We start from the raw sequence: 17,260 nt of genomic DNA, 5'->3' as shown, positions 1-17,260 counted from the left end.
CTTAGCGTTAAACCCGATAACGGCCGCTTAGCGGCTGTTATTTTTTAAACAGCATTCCTAAGCCAACAATCGCCGCGATGGCGCCGCCAACAAGAAACCAAATGGCATTATCGGTTGGATTGCCAGTCACTACTTCAGTGACTTGAGAGGCAGTAGAGTGATATTCGGTATAGCCAAAATATAATAAAATGGCGCCGGCAACTAACAAAGCTAATCCAATAATTTTATTCATTTACTTCTCCTGTATGATGAAAGTGCCTAAGCTGTTAACAAACAACTTGGAAGTAAATGTAGCATATAACTATCGATATGACATTGTTGGCTAAGGTAGACGACATTTCGCAGCAGGAGTACAGCATGGAAATCTTTTGGGCCGTATTATTTTTCGCCTTTTCAACCACGATTACGCCCGGGCCGAATAACGTGATGATGATGTCGTCAGGTGTTAACTATGGCATTAAAGCCAGCTTACCGCATTGGCTGGGCATTTGCCTGGGGTTCCCGTTCATGGTGTTGTTGGTCGGTTTAGGCTTTGCGGTAGTGTTTGAACGCTTTCCTCATCTGCATCAACTGATTAAAGTGCTGGGTACGGTTTACCTGATATACCTGGCCTGGAAAATTGCCAGCGCCCATCCGCAAAGTATTGCCACGGGTAAAAGCAAACCCATGAGCTTTTGGCAAGCGGTGCTGTTTCAGTGGATTAACGGCAAGGCTTGGGTGATGGCTTCTGGCGCGATGGCGGCTTTTACCAGTGTGGGCGGGGTTTACTGGTTAGAAGTAAGCAGCATTACATTGGCCTTTTTACTGATGGCCTTTCCTTGTGTGGGCGTGTGGTTGTTGTTTGGTGTGGTGTTAAAAAAGCTATTAAATAACACCTTCGCACAGCGGCTATTTAATGCCGCTATGGGCGTTATTTTATTATTGTCTGTGCTGCCGGTGCTTCTGGAGTTATGGCAGTTCTATTTTAGTACGGTTTAACGATGAATGGTGCTGCAGAAAAAATTGCGCTAGAGCATGAAGCCGCTCGCATTTTTATGCGGCTGTATGAGCAACGTTTTGCCGTTAAAATGCGGCATATTTGGCATAACGAGCCGGCGCGCCCCGATGTGTCTTGTTATTATGACGATCAAAAACTCGATTTAGAAATTGCCCACTTATATGGCAGTGAAGCAGAAGCCATGCATATTTTAGGGCGAGCACTGAGCCAACAAACCCATCAAGAATTAATGGCGTTGCTGCGCGTACCGGCAGCACAGCGTTTGTTAGCAGCACTGAATCGGATTATTGCTAATAAAGCAGAAAAGCATTACGACAGCGAGCGAGTTTGGCTGGTGATCCGTAATGCGAATCCGCTGTGGCGTCGCGCAGATATGTTGGCGCATTGCCACAAGTTACAGCTACCGCAGCAGCATCCCTTTCAACAGATTTGGGTAGTCGGGGATTTATTAGGGCAATCGGGTATTTTGCCGTTGTACCCCCGCGCGCTACTAAGTGCTGAGGTGGCAAAGTGCTAAGCCTGTATCGGCGCTTAGCAAGCTGGTTGTCTCCTTGGCAAACCTGGTATCTAGTGTTGGCATGCGGTATCGCTTTGCTGATAACTGGCAGCTTAATTTTTGCTCCTAATGCTTTGAATCCGCATGCCTTGTTAGGGCTGTCGGTCGCGTTGTTGTCTTGTCTTTGTTGCTGGTTAATCAGTGCCTTGTTCAGCAAGGCGCCGTTACAACCCGCCGGTTTTTTTCGGCGGTTATTTTATCGCAGCGGCCAATATTTACTGGCGTTCTTACTGAGCCTGATCTTATTTAGCTGGCTGTTATTATTGCTGCGTATGCTCAGTTTACTGCTGCGGCATTATGTCTTTTAATGGAGAAGTTGGGTCATGAGGTTAGCGCAGCAGCAACGTTGGGATATTTTTTGTGCCGTGGTCGATAACTTTGGTGATATTGGCATTTGTTGGCGTTTAAGTCGGCAGTTGGTCGCCGAGCATGGGCTGGCTGTGCGCTTGTGGGTCGATGATTTAGTCAGTTTTCAGCGGCTTTGCCCTGCAATCGATCCCAATCTGACAGAGCAACAGCAGGCGGGTGTGCTGATTTGTCATTGGCAAGCGCAAACGCCTTGGCAGAGTATAACTCCTGGCACCGTAGTGGTTGAGGCGTTAGCCTGTACTATTCCTTTTGCCTATCAGCAGCAAATGGCGCAGCAGGCAGTGAAACCGCTGTGGCTGAACTTAGAATACTTATCTGCTGAGAGCTGGATTGAAGCGTGCCATACTATGGCCTCACCACAGCCACAGTTACCCTTAATTAAGTATTTCTTTTTCCCTGGTTTTAGCGCAAAAACCGGCGGCTTACTGTGTGAGAAGGGTAGGATTGCACAATTAAGTGCCTTTCAACAAGATGCGTTGGCCCAGCAACACTTTTGGCAACAATTAGGCATTAGCTTAACAGATGAAAACACCTTAAAAGTGTCGTTGTTTGCTTACACCCAGCAAGCACTGGGCAGTTTATTGGCCTTATGGCAACAGTATGACCGCCCGGTGTTATGTGTTATTCCGTTAGGGGCTTTGGCCGACCAAGCCAAACAATTACTGCCAGGTTTAAGCCTTGAGGAGCCCTGGCAAGCGGGAACGTTGACAGTGCATTTATTGGCGTTTTTACCGCAGCCGCAATACGATTATTTACTCAGTGCCTGCGATATTAATTTTGTACGCGGTGAAGACTCTGTGATCCGAGCGCAGTGGGCGGCTAAGCCTTTTATTTGGCAAATCTATCGGCAAGCAGAGCAAGCGCATATTGATAAGTTATCCGCTTTTTTAGCGCGTTATACAGCGGCGTTTCCCGCTGAGCTGGCAAGTGTTGTACAAAAATTGCATTTACAGTGGAATACCGAGCAAGATGTGCAACACAGTTGGCAAGATTTCGCCTTGGTTAGCTCACAAATTGCGCAGCTAAATCAATTATGGCGCAACAAATTAGAAAGCTTTGGAGATCTTGCTAGCAACCTCGTGCGTTTTGCTGAAAAAAAATTATAATGTAGCGCAATTTTTCCTAACAAGAAGATATTCTCAAATGATGAAGACAGCACAAGAAGTCCGTGCCGGCCAAGTAATTATGGTTGGAAGTGAGGCAATGGTAGTGTTAAAGGCCGAGTTTAACAAATCAGGCCGTAACTCTGCAGTAGTAAAAATGAAAATGAAAAACCTGCTTAATGGTCAGGGCATGGAAACAGTTTACCGTGCTGATGACAAATTTGAGCAAGTCATGTTGGAAACTAAAGAAGTGACGTATTCTTACTTCGCCGATCCAATGTATGTATTTATGGACGCTGAATACAATCAGTTTGAAATCGAAGCTGAATCAATGGGCGAAGCACTGAAGTACTTAATCGACGGTATGGAATGTTCAGTGGTATTCTACAACGAGCGTCCTATCTCTGTTGATTTACCCACAGTGGTAGTGCGTACCGTGACTTACACTGAGCCAGCAGCGCGTGGTGATACTTCTGGTAAAGTGATGAAACCAGCGAAACTGGAAACCGGTTTTGAGCTGATGGTTCCGGCATTCGTAGAAGAAGGCGATCGTATCGAAATCGATACGCGCACTGACGAATACCGCAGCCGTGCTAAGTAAGAGCATGTGAGCAAAAAAAGGCGCGTAAGCGCCTTTTTTGCTGAGGCTTGTTAACGTTTAACGATTGGACACCTAATGACTAATAACGATATTCTGCGTCGTCTGCGCTTTATTATGGATTACAACAACAGCACTATGGCGGCAACCTTTGCGCTAGGGGGCTTAGTGTGTAGTCGTGAACAGATTATTGGCTGGCTGGCAAAAGAAGAAGATTCGGTATTTTTAGCATTAGAAGACCAAGCGTTGGCGCAGTTTTTAAATGGCTTAATCAGCCGTCAACGTGGCCAAAAAGAGGGCGAGCAACCGATCGCGGAAGCGCGCTTAAATAACAATATTATTTTACGTAAATTGAAAATCGCTTTTACGCTGCGTGATGATGATCTGTTAGCCCTGTTGTCATTAGCTGATTTTCGCATGGGCAAAGCGGAACTCAGCGCATTTTTCCGCAAACCTGATCATCCCCATTATCGGCAATGCCAAGCGCAAGTGTTGCGTAATGTGCTAAAAGGCTTACAGCTTAAGCTGCGTCCTTAACGGCTATGCAGTTGTAAATCACCTAGCGTGATAGCCGAGTGGCTTTTCTTTAATTGGCTTAAAAACAGTAGGGCACAGCCGTAGGCATCTTCTAAGGCATGATGCTGTGCACTCACCGGTAGGTGATGTCGCGCCAAGCATTGCGGTAAGCGCAGGGCATCAGTCGCTAGCCGCGATCCCAGCTTTTGCAGGCGATGATATTCGATATTCAGCGTGTCCAGAAACAGCATGCGGGGCGCCTTGCCAAAGTGCCGCTGAAAAGCGATCTGTAAAAAAGCCCGATCTAACCTGCAATGATGTGCGACAAAAATATAGCCGGGATACTGCTTAAGCAAAAACGTTAATACGTCGGCTAACTCTTGGGCATCTTTTAAGTCGCTGTCATGTAAGCCATGATAAATGGCACTTTGTCCGACACTGACCGGTGCTTCAATTAAGTAATGCCGTGCTTCACTCAGCCGAATATGTTGCTCAACAATAGGCAACCAGCCGATACTCACAATATGATCTTGTTTGGCATTTAAGCCGGTGAGTTCTAAATCTAATACTAAGTAACGACACTCGCGTGCTGGTGTGTCAGCACTGGGTAAGGCCACCTGATTAAACGTCAGTATTTCGGCATACAACTCGGGATTTTTCTGTAACCATCCAAACATTTACATTTCTCGACAGTAACGATGTTTCATGGACGATTGTGCGCCGTTGATTACCGCAAAACTGTCTTTCAATTGATGCCGTTGTAGACCCGACAGCACGGCAGGATCCAATAAATTACTGGCTTCATGGCCTTGGCTAATATCGTGTAAATGCTTATCCCAACGCAATTGCGCTAAAATATCAAAAGCATCCGATAAATTTTGGGTATCTTTTGCTTCCATAATACCGTCTGCCGCCAAGCGCTCTAAACGCTGACGTGTATTTACCTCATGGATCCCATTTGCCAGAGCATACACCCGCACGATATCGGTAATTAAGCTGATGCCACGTTTTTTCAGATCCAAGCCTTTTTTTTGTTTTCCGTCGTGTTCTAGGATAAAGTTTTTTAAAAAACTCAATGGTGCTGTACGTTGTAATGCGGTTTGTGCCAGTTGTAATAAAAATAATGATTGATTAGTCCGGGCTAAGATATCGTGTTGCAGCGCGTTAAATAGCCCCTTTGAGCCTTCAACCACGCGCATATCAAAGAAGATACTGGATTTAAGAATAGCGTCAGGGGTCGGCGAGGAGATCCAGCGCGCAAACTTTCCTGACCAACCTTTTAAACTCATTCTAAGCTCAGGGTTCGATGCCATAATATTGCCCGGGCACAAAGTAATACCGCAACGAGCCAAACCTTGACAGACAAAATCGGCTAATTTGGCAAAATACTCGCCAATCTCGCCGCTGGGCTCTTTTTCCAGTAATAAGGCGTTATCTTGATCAGCATTAATACTTTGATCCATCCGAGCTTGTGAGCCAAAACACAACCAGCTAAATACGCAGGGCGCGGGGCCAAACTCAATCTGGGCTAATTTGATTAAACGCTGCGTCAGCGCATCGGTGATGGTGGTAATAATATGACCCGCTTCATAGGCAGGCACTTGCTGCTTACCTAAAATCAGCGCTAAGTTATTAATTTGCATACTGCAATGCTCTAAGCCATCGATCGAGGTTTGACGATGGATCTCACCAATCAAATACACGGGGTGATCTTGCTGAGAGCGGATCACATCTGTGGTTGTGATCATGCCATAGCTAATACCTTGGTCCATCACCGGTAAATGGTGCACATTAAAGCGGCTCATCAGTTGGACTGCTTCAAACAAATAAGCATGCTTATCAATAGTTTGTGGTTTTGGCGTCATCACTTCTTTCACCGGTGTTGCTGCTGGTAAGTTGTCCGCCAGAACACGACTGCGTAAATCGCGGTCGGTTAAAATTCCAATTAAGCGTTCGTCTTGTTCAATTAATAAAGAGGAGACACGTTTTTCAGTCATTAATTGGGCAGCGGCTTGCACGGTTTGTTCACCATGTATGGCAATTTTGCGCGCTTGGGCAATGTCAGATACTTTTAAGGTAAAACGCGAGCCTTGTTGCTCTTTGTATTGATGTAGCCTTCGGCCAAATAAGCGCTGAAAAAAGATATCAATATTTTTATATTGATAGCGCATTTGATGAAAAGCCGTGGCCGGTAACCAAAATAATAAACCATCTTCTTCACAGATCAGTTGATCGTTATCAGCTAGGCCGGTTAACAGCAGTTGATAACCATAAAAATCACCTTCTTCCAGTTTGGTCAGCAATTGTTGTTGATCGCTGTACAGTGCATAAATGCCGGTGCGAACGATCAGTAAATTTTCTGTGCTGCTATCCACCGTTTCGCCCGTTTGGCAATAATACACATTAAGTGCTGCCGCCAAATCCGCTAGTTGCCCCTCAGCTAACTGATCAAAGGGAGTGGTGTGTGCTAAAAATTTACTGACTTCGGCAACTTCCATGATGCGCTCCTGTTTTAGTTCGTTTAGGCCGGCTTTACTTTGCGCATAGCAAGGTAATGATGGGATCGGTTGCCGACAATGGACGCCATTGCGAAGATAAGGCTTCACCTGCAGTGGGGATCTGTAAGTTTTCGGTAAAGTCAGCCTGAGCCATTTGTTGGCAATGTACAACTTGCGGTACGCGTTTAGCACTCATGCGCCGTTCAAAGAAATATAAGTCGACTAACACCAGCGCGGAATTGCGCTGATTGACTGCGGCATTAGCCACATCGGCGGCGATAAAACGTAAAGTTTGAGGAAAGAAATAACTCCAAGGACGCCATGGCGCGGTTTGTTCAATGGTTTTTACCACCGCAACGCCCTCAGGTAATAAGCTTGTTTGATGACTGTACCAGTTGTATTCACTGTGAATTTGAAAGCTAAGCATACCCACCGCAGCGAACACAGGGATGAGCCAACGGGGTAGGCGCTGACGACTGATAAAGCGTAAGCCTAGGGCAACGCCTGCTGCGCCTAAACCTGCAAAAATCGTTGCAATTAATTCCCACAACATAACGGACTTCCTAAAAAATTCGGGCTTTCCAGAGAAAGCCCGAGGGTGAGGCAGAACAAGCTGCTCTTACGCTAGCCATGTTCTGCCACGATATTAATGATCGATGGCTTGGCCTGCACCACGTGGCGAACGCACACTTTCTACCAGTTCTTGGATGCGCTGTGGAGGGGCTTCTGTCATCGATGATACAACAAAGGCAACGGTGAAGTTAATCATCGCACCTACTGCACCAAACGACAGCGGTGAAATACCGTAACCTGTACCACCAAATAACCAGTTATCAGGTGTGTTAGCGAAAGACGCAGTACCTGGGATGAAAAACCAGCCTAGGTATAAGAAGATATACACACAGGTAGAGATTAAACCTGCCAGCATACCTGCAATGGCGCCTTTATTATTCACTCGCTTAGAGAAGATACCCATCATCAATGCAGGGAAAATAGAAGCTGCAGCGATACCAAAGGCTAAAGCCACCGTTTGTGCGGCAAAGCCTGGCGGGTTCATCCCTAAGTAGGTGGCGATAACAATGGCGACCCCCATGGAGATCCGTGCGGCTAATAACTCTCCTTTTTCACTAATATTCGGATTGATAGAGCCTTTGATTAAGTCATGACTGATCGCAGACGAAATCGCTAACAATAAACCGGCTGCAGTTGATAATGCTGCTGCTAAACCACCGGCCGCAATTAAACCGATAACCCAGCCTGGTAAATTAGCAATTTCAGGGTTGGCCAGAACTAAAATGTCATTGTTTACTGTCAACTCGTTACCATTCCAACCACGTTCAGCCGCTTTTTCAGCAAAAGCAGAAGAATCGTTATAGAACTGGATACGACCATCACCGTTTTTATCGTCAAACTTGATTAAACCGGTTGTTTCCCATGTTTTCATCCAATCTGGACGTTGCGTGTAATCAACCGCTTCAGCTGTTGGTCCTGCAGGGTAAATTGTGGTTAATAAATTTAAACGTGCCATTGACGCAACAGCGGGGGCCGTTAAATACAATAACGCGATAAACACTAATGCCCAACCTGCTGACCAACGCGCATCGGCTACTTTAGGCACAGTGAAGAAACGGATAATAACATGAGGTAAACCTGCAGTACCGATCATCAGTGACAGCGTGAACAGCACCATGTTCAGTTTATTATCAACATCTGCGGTGTAATCTTGGAAACCTAACTCACGAACAATCATATCTAACTTAGCCAGTAACGGCATTCCTGATTCGATATGGGTACCAAATAAGCCTAATGGCGGTAAGAAGTTGCCGGTAAGTTGTAATGAAATAAACACTGCCGGAATAGTGTAAGCAATGATCAGCACGACATACTGTGCAACTTGCGTGTAAGTAATACCTTTCATACCACCCATTACCGCGTATAAAAATACGATAACAGCCGCAATGATCAGACCCATGTCGCTGCTCACTTCAAGGAAACGAGAGAACGCCACACCGGCACCGGTCATTTGACCGATAACGTAGGTTACTGAGGCGATAATCAAACAAGCTACCGCAACTAAGCGAGCTCCTGTGCTGTAAAAGCGATCACCGATAAAGTCAGGTACGGTAAATTTACCAAATTTACGTAGGTAGGGGGCTAACAGCATGGCTAATAAAACGTAACCACCGGTCCAACCCATTAGGAAAGTGGAATTAGCATAACCACCAGCCGCAATTAAGCCAGCCATAGAAATGAACGATGCCGCTGACATCCAGTCGGCGGCGGTTGCCATACCGTTCATGACTGGGTTGACACCACCACCGGCCACGTAGAACTCTTTAGTTGAACCCGCTCGGGCCCAAATAGCGATTGCGATATAGAGGGCAAACGAGCCGCCAACAAATATCAAGTTTATTGCAAATTGACTCATCCTGCTTACTCCTCGTCCACACCGAATTCTTTATCCAGTTGGTTCATTCTCCAGGCATAGAAGAAGATCAACGCGATAAACGTAAGAATAGAACCCTGTTGTGCGAACCAGAAGCCCAGATCAGTACCGCCGACGCTAATACCCGCCAGAAACGGCCGAAGTAAAATACCAAAGCCATAGGATACGGTTGCCCATATCACTAAGCTGATGATTATGAGGCGCAGGTTAGCGCTCCAATATGCAGCGGCATTCGTGTTATTATTTGCCATAAGTTGTGTCTCCTTTAGTTTTTATTTTCGAGCAATTCTAATGTAGCAGTAGTTAGCTGCTCTGCTAGCCCGACTTTAGTCGAAGACTTGTACTGAAGCATTGACAAGGTGCCGCACTAAAACCAAAGTTAGCTGACAACCCTAAATGGAGAATCCCGTGACTGCGTGGACTGTAGCCCTATTAGCCTTAATGTATGTCGGTGGTTTGTTTTTAATTGCCAATTGGGGTGAACGCCATGCCGACGATCGTCTAATACGAAAGTATGGCGGTTTAATTTATAGCTTGGCGTTAGCGGTCTATTGTACCTCTTGGACCTATTATGGTGCAGTGGGTACGGCAGTGACCCGCGGCTGGGATTACATTGCTATTTATTTAGGGCCTATTCTGCTGTTTATCTTCGCGCAACCGTTTTTATTTAAGCTGTTGTATGTGTCGAAAAAACAAAACGTGACCTCGATTGCTGACTTTATCTCTGCCCGCTATGGTAAGCGCAGCAATATCGCCACTTTAGCGGCCATTGTTTGCTTGATTGTGGTGATCCCTTATATTTCGTTGCAATTAAAGGCGGTGGCAGGCTCTTATCAGGTATTACTTGGCGGCAGCTTTGATGACAGTAAATTAGCTTGGTATCAAGACAGTGCCTTATTAAGCGCCATCGCTATGGCGTTTTTCGCCATTTTATTTGGTACACGCAAACTTCACCTGACCGAGCAAAACCGTGGGGTGATGGTAGCCATCGCCTTCGAATCCGTGGTGAAGCTATTTGCACTTTTAATGTTGTCCATAGCCGTGTATGTATTCTTAATTGATACTGATCAGTCTGTGCTTCGTACTTTTGCCTTGCATTCGGTGTCGCAGCAAGAACAACTGACCACACCCGGTTGGGTTGAATTTATTACGAAAACACTGTTGGCGATGGTCGCGGTGTTTTTGCTACCCCGACAATTTCATGTCGCCTTTGTCGAAAATGTCTCGCATCACTATTTACGCCATGCCAGACGCTGGTTTTCCGGTTATTTAGTTTTAGTCACCTTAGTGGTAATCCCGATTGCCGTGGCCGGTATGCAACTGTTTCCCGATATGCTGGAGCTGGCCGATAGCTTTGTGTTGTTAATCCCTTCACGGATGGAATGGAACGTTTTAAGCGTATTAGTGTTTATCGGTGGCTTCTCTGCCGCCACGTCGATGATTATTATTGCGACCTTAGCTTTAGCCACGATGATCAGTAATGATGTGGTGATGCCTGGCTTATTAAAGTCGAGTAAGCAAAAAGGTTTATCACACGATTATAGCCTATTAATTTTGGTGGTACGGCGTACCATGATTGTGGTGGTAATGGCGCTGTCTTATCTGTATTACAGTGTCTTTGCCCGCAACTACGAATTGGCCGAAACCGGTTTGTTAGCCTTTGCGCTGACCATTCAATTAGTCCCTGCGGTCGTTGGCGGGCTTTATTGGCGTCGTGGTAATGCTTATGGCGTGTATGCGGGTTTAAGCATTGGTATGGTGTTGTGGTTTTACACCTTAATGTTACCGCAACTGGTGAATGCCGGGGTATTAAGCAGCGCCATTATGCAGCAGGGGGTCTTTGGGCTGAATTGGCTTCTGCCTACGGCCATGTTGGGTATTAAGCTGGATTCGTTAAGCCATGGTGTCTTGGTGTCGCTGGGCTTTAATGTGCTTGCTTATACGTTGGTGTCGTTAAGTACCAAGGTAAACTTGCTAGATCGCTTACAGGCGGTGGCCTTTGTTAAACCGAATTTACCGATTAAACATCAAGATACGCCAGCGCGGCGTATTCGCATTCATAACAGTGATTTAAAAATCTTACTGGAACGATTTGTTGGTAATCAACGTGCCGCAGAGTGTTTAGCCGAATTTGGTCGTAAACAGCAAATGACTCTGCAACTGGATGACTTGCCTAGCGTTGGGTTAGTCGAACACGTTGAACGTGAACTCGCTGGGGTCATCGGCGCGTCGTCTGCCTCTACTATGGTTAATGCGGTACTTGAAGGGCGGCAACTGGCGTTTGAAGATGTCGTCACCTTGTTTGATGACACTACACAGGCCATTCAATTTTCGCGCAAAATATTATTCTCAACGCTAGAACACTTAAGCCAAGGGGTCAGTGTGGTTGATCGTGATCTGAATTTGGTCGCGTGGAATAAATCCTACTTAGAGATGTTTAATTATCCAGATGGTATGGTGCGTGTGGGGCGGCCGGTGGCAGATATTGTGCGGCTTAATGCGGAGCGCGGGCTCTGTGGCGTCGGTGATCCGGATGAGCACGTTGAAAAACGTATTATGCATATGCGAAATGGTACGCCTCATGTTTTTCAGCGGGTGCGACCTGATGGTAAAGTGATCGAAATGCGCGGTAACCCCATCCCTGGCGGCGGTTTTGTCACCAGCTTTACCGACATCTCGGACCATGTTAAAGCCGTGCAGGGCTTAGCCGAGGCGAAGCAGCACTTAGAAGATCGGGTGCATGAGCGTACGCAAACTATTTCTGACATGAACCAGGAGTTACTGGCTGAGGTAGGGCGTCGTCGTGAAACAGAACAGCAATTACTGCAAGCAAAAGCCGAAGCTGAAGCGGCGAATGCGTCGAAAACCCGGTTTCTTGCTTTAGCCAGCCACGATATTTTACAGCCGTTAAATGCCGCGCGCTTGTTTACTGCCGCTTTAGCAGGCATTCACGACAAGCAGCAACAAAGTGCAATTTTAACGCAGCTTGATAATTCGCTGAAAGCTTCAGAAGAGCTGATTTCAACCTTATTAGAAATCGCCAAACTTGATGATGGTAAGTTACAACCGAATGTACAACCGGTACCGTTAAAAGAATTATTAATGCAATTAGCCGACGAATATGGCTTGGTGGCCAGTCAAAAAGGCTTATCCTTAACAGTAAAAACCAGCTCGTTACAAGTGCAAACCGATGCCACTTATTTGCGGCGGATCTTACAAAACATGTTATCTAATGCCATTAAGTACACCAATAAAGGACGCATTTTACTAGGTTGTCGCAAACGTGGTGATCATTTGTTATTGCAAGTGTGGGATTCTGGCCCGGGTATTGGTGAGGCGGATCTGCAGCGTATTTTTGAAGACTTTTATCGCATTGATGCCACGGCTAAAGGCCAACAAGGGCTGGGTTTGGGCCTGGGGGTGGTCAATCGGATGGCGAAATTACTTGGCCATGAATTGTTAGTGAAGTCTTGGCCGGGTAAGGGCACGGTGTTTAGTATTCGCTTGCCGTTAGTGCTTGGTAAGCGTCGCCAAGAACTGCCTCTGCCAAGCCCTCTGCAGCAAAGGCCCTTACCAGGGTTGTCGGTGGTGTGTGTCGATGATGATGCGGCTAACTTGGCGGCGTTAAAAGTCTTATTACAGCAATGGCAGATCACTGATGTGCAGTGTTTTTATGATGAACAAGAGTTACTCAGTTATGCGCCGAACCATCCCGCACCGGATGTGATTATTATTGATTATCAACTTGGCCAACATTTGAATGGCTTAGATCTGTATCGGCAGATCCGTCAGTATTGGGGAGAGGTAAATGGCATTTTGGTGTCGGCTTCACCCCAAGCTGATTTAGCGGTCTTAGCTAAAGCGGAGTCGTTGATGTTTTTAGCTAAACCGATTAAGCCGGGGGCGTTACGGGCAACCCTGAATCATTTTAAAATGCTGAAAAGGGCCGCTAATTAGGCCCTCGCTGGCGATTTAAAGGCAAACAAGCACTTATTGTTGTTGTGCCATAGCGCGATCAACCGGCGGCTCTAATGTCAGGCGTTGCGCTTGGATCACCACTTGGGTGCGGTTAGTGCAGCCCAGTTTACGAAAGATTGCCGTAATATGCGCTTTAACCGTGGCTTCTGAGATATGCAGATCATAAGCAATTTGTTTATTTAACCAACCCTCAGTTAAATAATACAAAACTTTGTATTGCTGCTGGGTTAATTGCGCCACCCGTGAGGCTAAATCCAAATCTTGCTCGGTATCACCTTGTTCTAAAATTTGTTTTTGCAAATTCTTCGGAACCCATAACTCACCATCTAGCACCGCATTTAAGGCGGTACTGATATCAACAGGATTAGCGGATTTTGGGACATAGGCCGAGGCGCCAAACGACATGACGCGGCGGATCACATCCAAATCTTCACTCGCTGAAATCACCACGATTGGTAAACTGGGATAGTTTTTCCGCAGTTGAATTAACCCCAAGAAACCGCAGTTTCCCGGCATATGGAGATCGAGTAATAACAAATCAGCATCGGGATGTTGTTCTAGGGCGGCACAGGTGCTTTCAAAACTGTCTGTTTCAACAGTGGCTTTGGTTGCAAAAGTACTGCTGATAGCATTAATAAGCGCGTTTCTAAATAGCGGATGGTCGTCTGCTACGATTAACTTTGCCATCTTCCCTCCAGTGGTTTTAGCTTGTTTTTGTTATAAGAAAGGCCGCATGGTAGCGGCCTTTTCTGCTGCGACTGGAGACACACCAGCTCTACGTAAGAGGACGGGTGTCTTACTTACGATTTAAGCGGTTATTTACCAATAATTCAACCACTGATGGATCAGCCAGTGTAGAAATATCTCCTAACTGATCATGTTCATTGGCTGCAATTTTTCGCAGGATACGGCGCATAATCTTACCAGAGCGCGTTTTCGGCAATCCGGCAGGAGCCCACTGTATCAGATCTGGCGTAGCGATAGGTGAAATTTCTTCACGCACCCAGGCTCTAATCGCTTTGGTTAGCTCTTCACTGGGTTCTACACCCACCCGAGGTGAAACATACACATAGATACCTTGGCCTTTAATATCGTGTGGATAACCGACTACGGCAGCCTCAGCAATCGCTTCATGCGCAACAAGACAGCTTTCAATCTCAGCGGTGCCTAAACGATGGCCAGAAATATTTAATACGTCATCGACACGACCCGTTAACCAATAATAGCCGTCTTCATCTCGACGTGCACCATCTCCGGTAAAATACACCCCTGCATAGGTGCTGAAGTAGGTTTGCTCAAAGCGTTCGTGATCGCCAAATAAGGTACGCATTTGTCCAGGCCAGCTATCCGTGATAACTAAGTTACCTTCGCCCGCACCTGTGACGATATTGCCTTCGTTATTCACTAACGCCGGTTTAACACCAAAGAATGGCCGCGTTGCCGAGCCAGGTTTTAAGGCTGTGGCACCCGGTAATGGCGTAATTAAAATGCCGCCTGTTTCTGTTTGCCACCAAGTATCAACGATAGGGCAATTACCCTTACCAATTTTTTCGTGATACCAATTCCATGCTTCTGGGTTAATGGGTTCACCGACGCTACCTAAGATCCGTAACGAAGATAAATCGGCACCGGCAACAGGCGCATCGCCATGCGACATCAAGGCGCGGATGGCTGTTGGCGCGGTATACAAAATATTGACTTGGTATTTATCTACAATTTGCGCAATACGTTTTACGCTAGGGTAGGTAGGAACACCTTCAAACATCACGCTGCTGGCGCCATTGGCCAGCGGCCCGTAAATAATATAACTGTGGCCTGTAACCCAACCAACGTCTGCGGCACACCAGTAAATATCACCTTCTTGGTAATCGAAAACATATTGATGCGTCATGGCGGCATACAGCAGATAACCGCCAGTGGTGTGAAGCACACCTTTGGGCTTACCGGTTGAACCGGAGGTATAAAGAATAAACAGTGGATCTTCCGCATTCATCGGTTCAGGTGCACATTCTTTAGGTTGTGCAGCAAGCAGATCATGATACCAAACGTCCCGACCATGGTGAAAATCAATGCTTTTGCCAACATGTTTAATCACAATGACATTTTTAACTGGGTTGGTGTCGCCAAGATGCGCTAAGGCTAAATCCGTGTTGTCTTTTAGGTTAGTAGCACGGCTACCCCGTAAGGCTTGATCGGTGGTGATCACCAATTTTGAATCACAATCGACGATACGGCTGCCCAATGCATCAGGCGAGAAACCGGCAAACACCACCGAGTGCACCGCACCAATTCGAGCACAGGCCAATAGCGCAACAGCGGCTTGAGGGATCATCGGTAAGTAAATGGTGACCCGATCACCTTTATTCACACCCAAGGCTTTCATGCCGTTGGCCAGTTGGCAAACCTCATCATACAGTTGTTGATAAGTGACTTTTGACTCAACGCCAGGCTCATCACCTTCCCAATAAAAAGCCACTTGATTGGCTCGTGTGGCAAGATGGCGATCTAAACAGTTAACACTGGCATTTAGCACACCATCGGCAAACCAATTGATTTTCACTTTGCCCAGTTCATAACTGGTGTCTTTCACCTGAGTGAACGGTTTAATCCAATCCAGTTTCTTGGCTTGTTCGCCCCAGAACTGATCAGGTTGCTCAATTGATTGTTGGTACAGTGCTTGATATTGCTCATCAGTTACATGGCAATGCTGCTTGATTTTTTCAGGCACCGGATAAAGAGTTGGTTGCGTCATATCATCCCCTACGGATTATCGTAATTATTATTAATCATTACTAACGGAGACAGCTGTTTAAAGAAATTAGACCATAGTCTAGACGATGTTAAATCAGAGTGCGAATTGCGACTAAAGGCTAATTGCGAAGATGCAGACTGTCGCTCAGAGTTTGGTTACAATAAAAACGACATCAGTACTACTATAAAAAAACATGGAGAACTCCAGATGAGACAAAGTAAGACACGGAATACCTTAGCTGCGGCTATCGCATTAGCCTTAACTGCAGGCGCTGCACATGCGAACAACGGCTTTAAAGTGGGTGACACCGAAGTGAGTTACGGTGGTTACGTCAAACTTGATATGATGGTTAGTGATGCTGACGGTGACATTGCGTCAATCGGGCGCGATTTTTATGTCCCTTCTGTCACACCGATCAATGGCGACAGCACAACACGTTTTGATATGCACGCTCGTCAAACGCGTTTCTTCTTTAGCACCTCGACCGATTTAGGTAACGGTGAAAAGATGACAGGGCGTATTGAATTTGATTTTCAAACCAGTAATAACGGTAACGATGAGCGTACCACCAACGGTTACAGCCCCGTTATGCGTCATGCTTTTGTTAATTACAAAAATTGGACAGTTGGCCAAACCTGGTCAAACTTTATGGACTTACAGTCTTTACCGGATACCTTAGACTTCGTCGGTAATGCCGATGCGGCTATCTTTATTCGTCAAGCTCAGGTTCGTTACACTTCAGGTAATTTCTCTATTGCGGTTGAAAACCCAGAAAGTACGGTCACGCCATTTGGTGGCGGCGCTCGTATCACCACAGATGACAATGCCACTCCTGACTTTACCGTGGGTTACAACTTTAAAACTGAAAATGCTTCTTTCCGGGTGGCCGGTTTGCTTCGACAAATTGCTATCGAAAACGGCGTATTAGATGACAGCGTGGCGTCTTACGGTGTGTCTTTCAGTGGTAAATTTAACCTTGCTAATAAAGATGATATTCGTTTTACCATTAACACCGGTGAAGGTTTAGGCCGTTATGTCGGTTTAAACGCTTCTAATGGCGCGGTATTAACCGGCACGACAAGTGATGCTGAACTTGAAACCATTAAATCAACGTCTTTCTCCGTGGCGTATCGTCATCTGTGGAATGACAAGTGGCGTTCAACCTTCTTATATTCAGCGTTAAATGTTGATAATGACACCAGCTTGACCGGTACTTCAGCGAATAAATCCATGCAGAGTTACAGTGTCAATGCGTTATACCAGTTCAATACCAAATTTATGATGGGTGTTGAATACAAGTATGCTAATCGTGAAATCGAAAGTGGTTTAGATGGTGATATGCACCGTGTGCAGTTCAGCGCTAAATACGACTTCTAAGTTAAATACTTAACTTTCTAAAAACGCCTCTTTATGAGGCGTTTTTTATGGGTGCGCCGGGCACGGCGCG

Annotated in this window: 16 protein-coding genes; 8 read left to right on the top strand and 8 right to left on the bottom strand. The window is 46.1% G+C overall.

Annotated features, from left to right (window positions below):
* Positions 1–37: 37 nt before the first annotated feature.
* Entirely contained in the window at positions 38–232 is a 195-nt protein-coding gene (locus tag ACUJFK_RS11245) for a DUF3185 family protein (RefSeq protein ID WP_226750001.1), read from the bottom strand.
* Between the two features lie 125 nt (positions 233–357).
* On the opposite strand from ACUJFK_RS11245, the gene ACUJFK_RS11240 reads away from it, so the two are divergent.
* From ACUJFK_RS11240 to ACUJFK_RS11215, 6 genes are all read left to right on the top strand, one after another.
* Positions 358–978, top strand: coding sequence for a LysE family translocator (locus tag ACUJFK_RS11240; protein ID WP_445424905.1), 621 nt, complete (start codon positions 358–360; stop codon positions 976–978).
* 2 nt (positions 979–980) lie between these two features.
* Complete coding sequence (locus ACUJFK_RS11235; protein ID WP_445424904.1) at positions 981–1,514, top strand: hypothetical protein; 534 nt, start codon at positions 981–983, stop codon at positions 1,512–1,514.
* Positions 1,508–1,861, top strand: a complete 354-nt coding sequence (locus ACUJFK_RS11230; protein WP_445424903.1) for a hypothetical protein — start codon at positions 1,508–1,510, stop codon at positions 1,859–1,861. Before ACUJFK_RS11235 ends, ACUJFK_RS11230 begins: the two co-directional genes overlap by 7 nt.
* 15 nt (positions 1,862–1,876) lie before the next feature.
* Positions 1,877–3,028: an elongation factor P maturation arginine rhamnosyltransferase EarP gene (earP, locus tag ACUJFK_RS11225; RefSeq protein WP_445424902.1), complete on the top strand. Its 1,152-nt coding sequence runs from the start codon at positions 1,877–1,879 to the stop codon at positions 3,026–3,028.
* A 40-nt stretch (positions 3,029–3,068) separates the two neighbouring features.
* Positions 3,069–3,626 carry an elongation factor P gene (gene efp, locus ACUJFK_RS11220; RefSeq protein WP_226750373.1) on the top strand — a complete coding sequence of 186 codons (558 nt, stop codon included), beginning with the start codon at positions 3,069–3,071 and terminating at the stop codon, positions 3,624–3,626.
* A gap of 75 nt (positions 3,627–3,701) precedes the next feature.
* On the top strand, positions 3,702–4,160 hold the full coding sequence (locus tag ACUJFK_RS11215; RefSeq protein WP_306178344.1) for a YehS family protein: 459 nt from the start codon (positions 3,702–3,704) through the stop codon (positions 4,158–4,160).
* On the opposite strand, the gene ACUJFK_RS11210 is transcribed toward ACUJFK_RS11215, so the two are convergent.
* The 5 genes from ACUJFK_RS11210 to ACUJFK_RS11190 form a co-directional block, all read right to left on the bottom strand.
* Entirely contained in the window at positions 4,157–4,816 is a 660-nt protein-coding gene (locus tag ACUJFK_RS11210; protein ID WP_226749995.1) for an exonuclease domain-containing protein, read from the bottom strand. The genes ACUJFK_RS11215 and ACUJFK_RS11210 overlap by 4 nt on opposite strands.
* Positions 4,817–6,637: a putative nucleotidyltransferase substrate binding domain-containing protein gene (locus tag ACUJFK_RS11205; protein WP_445424901.1), complete on the bottom strand. Its 1,821-nt coding sequence runs from the start codon at positions 6,635–6,637 to the stop codon at positions 4,817–4,819.
* Between the two features lie 34 nt (positions 6,638–6,671).
* Positions 6,672–7,190 (bottom strand): hypothetical protein, encoded by a 519-nt coding sequence (locus ACUJFK_RS11200; RefSeq protein WP_445424900.1) that lies wholly within the window; start codon positions 7,188–7,190, stop codon positions 6,672–6,674.
* Between the two features lie 93 nt (positions 7,191–7,283).
* Positions 7,284–9,065 carry a sodium:solute symporter family protein gene (locus tag ACUJFK_RS11195; RefSeq protein ID WP_445424899.1) on the bottom strand — a complete coding sequence of 594 codons (1,782 nt, stop codon included), beginning with the start codon at positions 9,063–9,065 and terminating at the stop codon, positions 7,284–7,286.
* A gap of 5 nt (positions 9,066–9,070) precedes the next feature.
* Positions 9,071–9,334 carry a DUF4212 domain-containing protein gene (locus ACUJFK_RS11190; RefSeq protein WP_226749991.1) on the bottom strand — a complete coding sequence of 88 codons (264 nt, stop codon included), beginning with the start codon at positions 9,332–9,334 and terminating at the stop codon, positions 9,071–9,073.
* Between the two features lie 157 nt (positions 9,335–9,491).
* Between ACUJFK_RS11190 and ACUJFK_RS11185 the strand changes: the two genes are divergently transcribed.
* Positions 9,492–13,040 carry a PAS domain-containing hybrid sensor histidine kinase/response regulator gene (locus tag ACUJFK_RS11185; protein WP_445424898.1) on the top strand — a complete coding sequence of 1,183 codons (3,549 nt, stop codon included), beginning with the start codon at positions 9,492–9,494 and terminating at the stop codon, positions 13,038–13,040.
* Between the two features lie 33 nt (positions 13,041–13,073).
* On the opposite strand, the gene ACUJFK_RS11180 is transcribed toward ACUJFK_RS11185, so the two are convergent.
* Both ACUJFK_RS11180 and acs read right to left on the bottom strand, forming a co-directional pair.
* Entirely contained in the window at positions 13,074–13,748 is a 675-nt protein-coding gene (locus ACUJFK_RS11180; RefSeq protein WP_226749989.1) for a response regulator transcription factor, read from the bottom strand.
* Between the two features lie 109 nt (positions 13,749–13,857).
* The gene (acs, locus tag ACUJFK_RS11175) at positions 13,858–15,813 is read right to left on the bottom strand and encodes an acetate--CoA ligase (RefSeq protein WP_226749988.1); all 1,956 of its coding nucleotides are present in this window, start codon (positions 15,811–15,813) and stop codon (positions 13,858–13,860) included.
* Positions 15,814–16,020: 207 nt separating this feature from the next.
* On the opposite strand from acs, the gene ACUJFK_RS11170 reads away from it, so the two are divergent.
* On the top strand, positions 16,021–17,190 hold the full coding sequence (locus ACUJFK_RS11170; protein WP_226749987.1) for a DcaP family trimeric outer membrane transporter: 1,170 nt from the start codon (positions 16,021–16,023) through the stop codon (positions 17,188–17,190).
* Positions 17,191–17,260: the final 70 nt, after the last annotated feature.

The sequence above is a fragment of the Alishewanella sp. HL-SH06 genome, from assembly GCF_052656265.1.
This window is presented reverse-complemented; position numbering and strand designations above follow the sequence as displayed.

What these genes read in the sequence shown, in the direction of transcription:
- ACUJFK_RS11170 (WP_226749987.1), top strand. Translation starts at nt 16,021, where the DNA reads ATGAGACAAAGTAAGACACGGAATACCTTAGCTGCGGCTATCGCATTA.
- earP (WP_445424902.1), top strand. Translation starts at nt 1,877, where the DNA reads ATGAGGTTAGCGCAGCAGCAACGTTGGGATATTTTTTGTGCCGTGGTC.
- ACUJFK_RS11190 (WP_226749991.1), bottom strand. Translation starts at nt 9,334, where the DNA reads ATGGCAAATAATAACACGAATGCCGCTGCATATTGGAGCGCTAACCTG.
- ACUJFK_RS11235 (WP_445424904.1), top strand. Translation starts at nt 981, where the DNA reads ATGAATGGTGCTGCAGAAAAAATTGCGCTAGAGCATGAAGCCGCTCGC.
- ACUJFK_RS11215 (WP_306178344.1), top strand. Translation starts at nt 3,702, where the DNA reads ATGACTAATAACGATATTCTGCGTCGTCTGCGCTTTATTATGGATTAC.
- ACUJFK_RS11195 (WP_445424899.1), bottom strand. Translation starts at nt 9,065, where the DNA reads ATGAGTCAATTTGCAATAAACTTGATATTTGTTGGCGGCTCGTTTGCC.
- acs (WP_226749988.1), bottom strand. Translation starts at nt 15,813, where the DNA reads ATGACGCAACCAACTCTTTATCCGGTGCCTGAAAAAATCAAGCAGCAT.
- ACUJFK_RS11200 (WP_445424900.1), bottom strand. Translation starts at nt 7,190, where the DNA reads ATGTTGTGGGAATTAATTGCAACGATTTTTGCAGGTTTAGGCGCAGCA.
- ACUJFK_RS11245 (WP_226750001.1), bottom strand. Translation starts at nt 232, where the DNA reads ATGAATAAAATTATTGGATTAGCTTTGTTAGTTGCCGGCGCCATTTTA.
- ACUJFK_RS11210 (WP_226749995.1), bottom strand. Translation starts at nt 4,816, where the DNA reads ATGTTTGGATGGTTACAGAAAAATCCCGAGTTGTATGCCGAAATACTG.
- ACUJFK_RS11240 (WP_445424905.1), top strand. Translation starts at nt 358, where the DNA reads ATGGAAATCTTTTGGGCCGTATTATTTTTCGCCTTTTCAACCACGATT.
- efp (WP_226750373.1), top strand. Translation starts at nt 3,069, where the DNA reads ATGAAGACAGCACAAGAAGTCCGTGCCGGCCAAGTAATTATGGTTGGA.
- ACUJFK_RS11205 (WP_445424901.1), bottom strand. Translation starts at nt 6,637, where the DNA reads ATGGAAGTTGCCGAAGTCAGTAAATTTTTAGCACACACCACTCCCTTT.
- ACUJFK_RS11180 (WP_226749989.1), bottom strand. Translation starts at nt 13,748, where the DNA reads ATGGCAAAGTTAATCGTAGCAGACGACCATCCGCTATTTAGAAACGCG.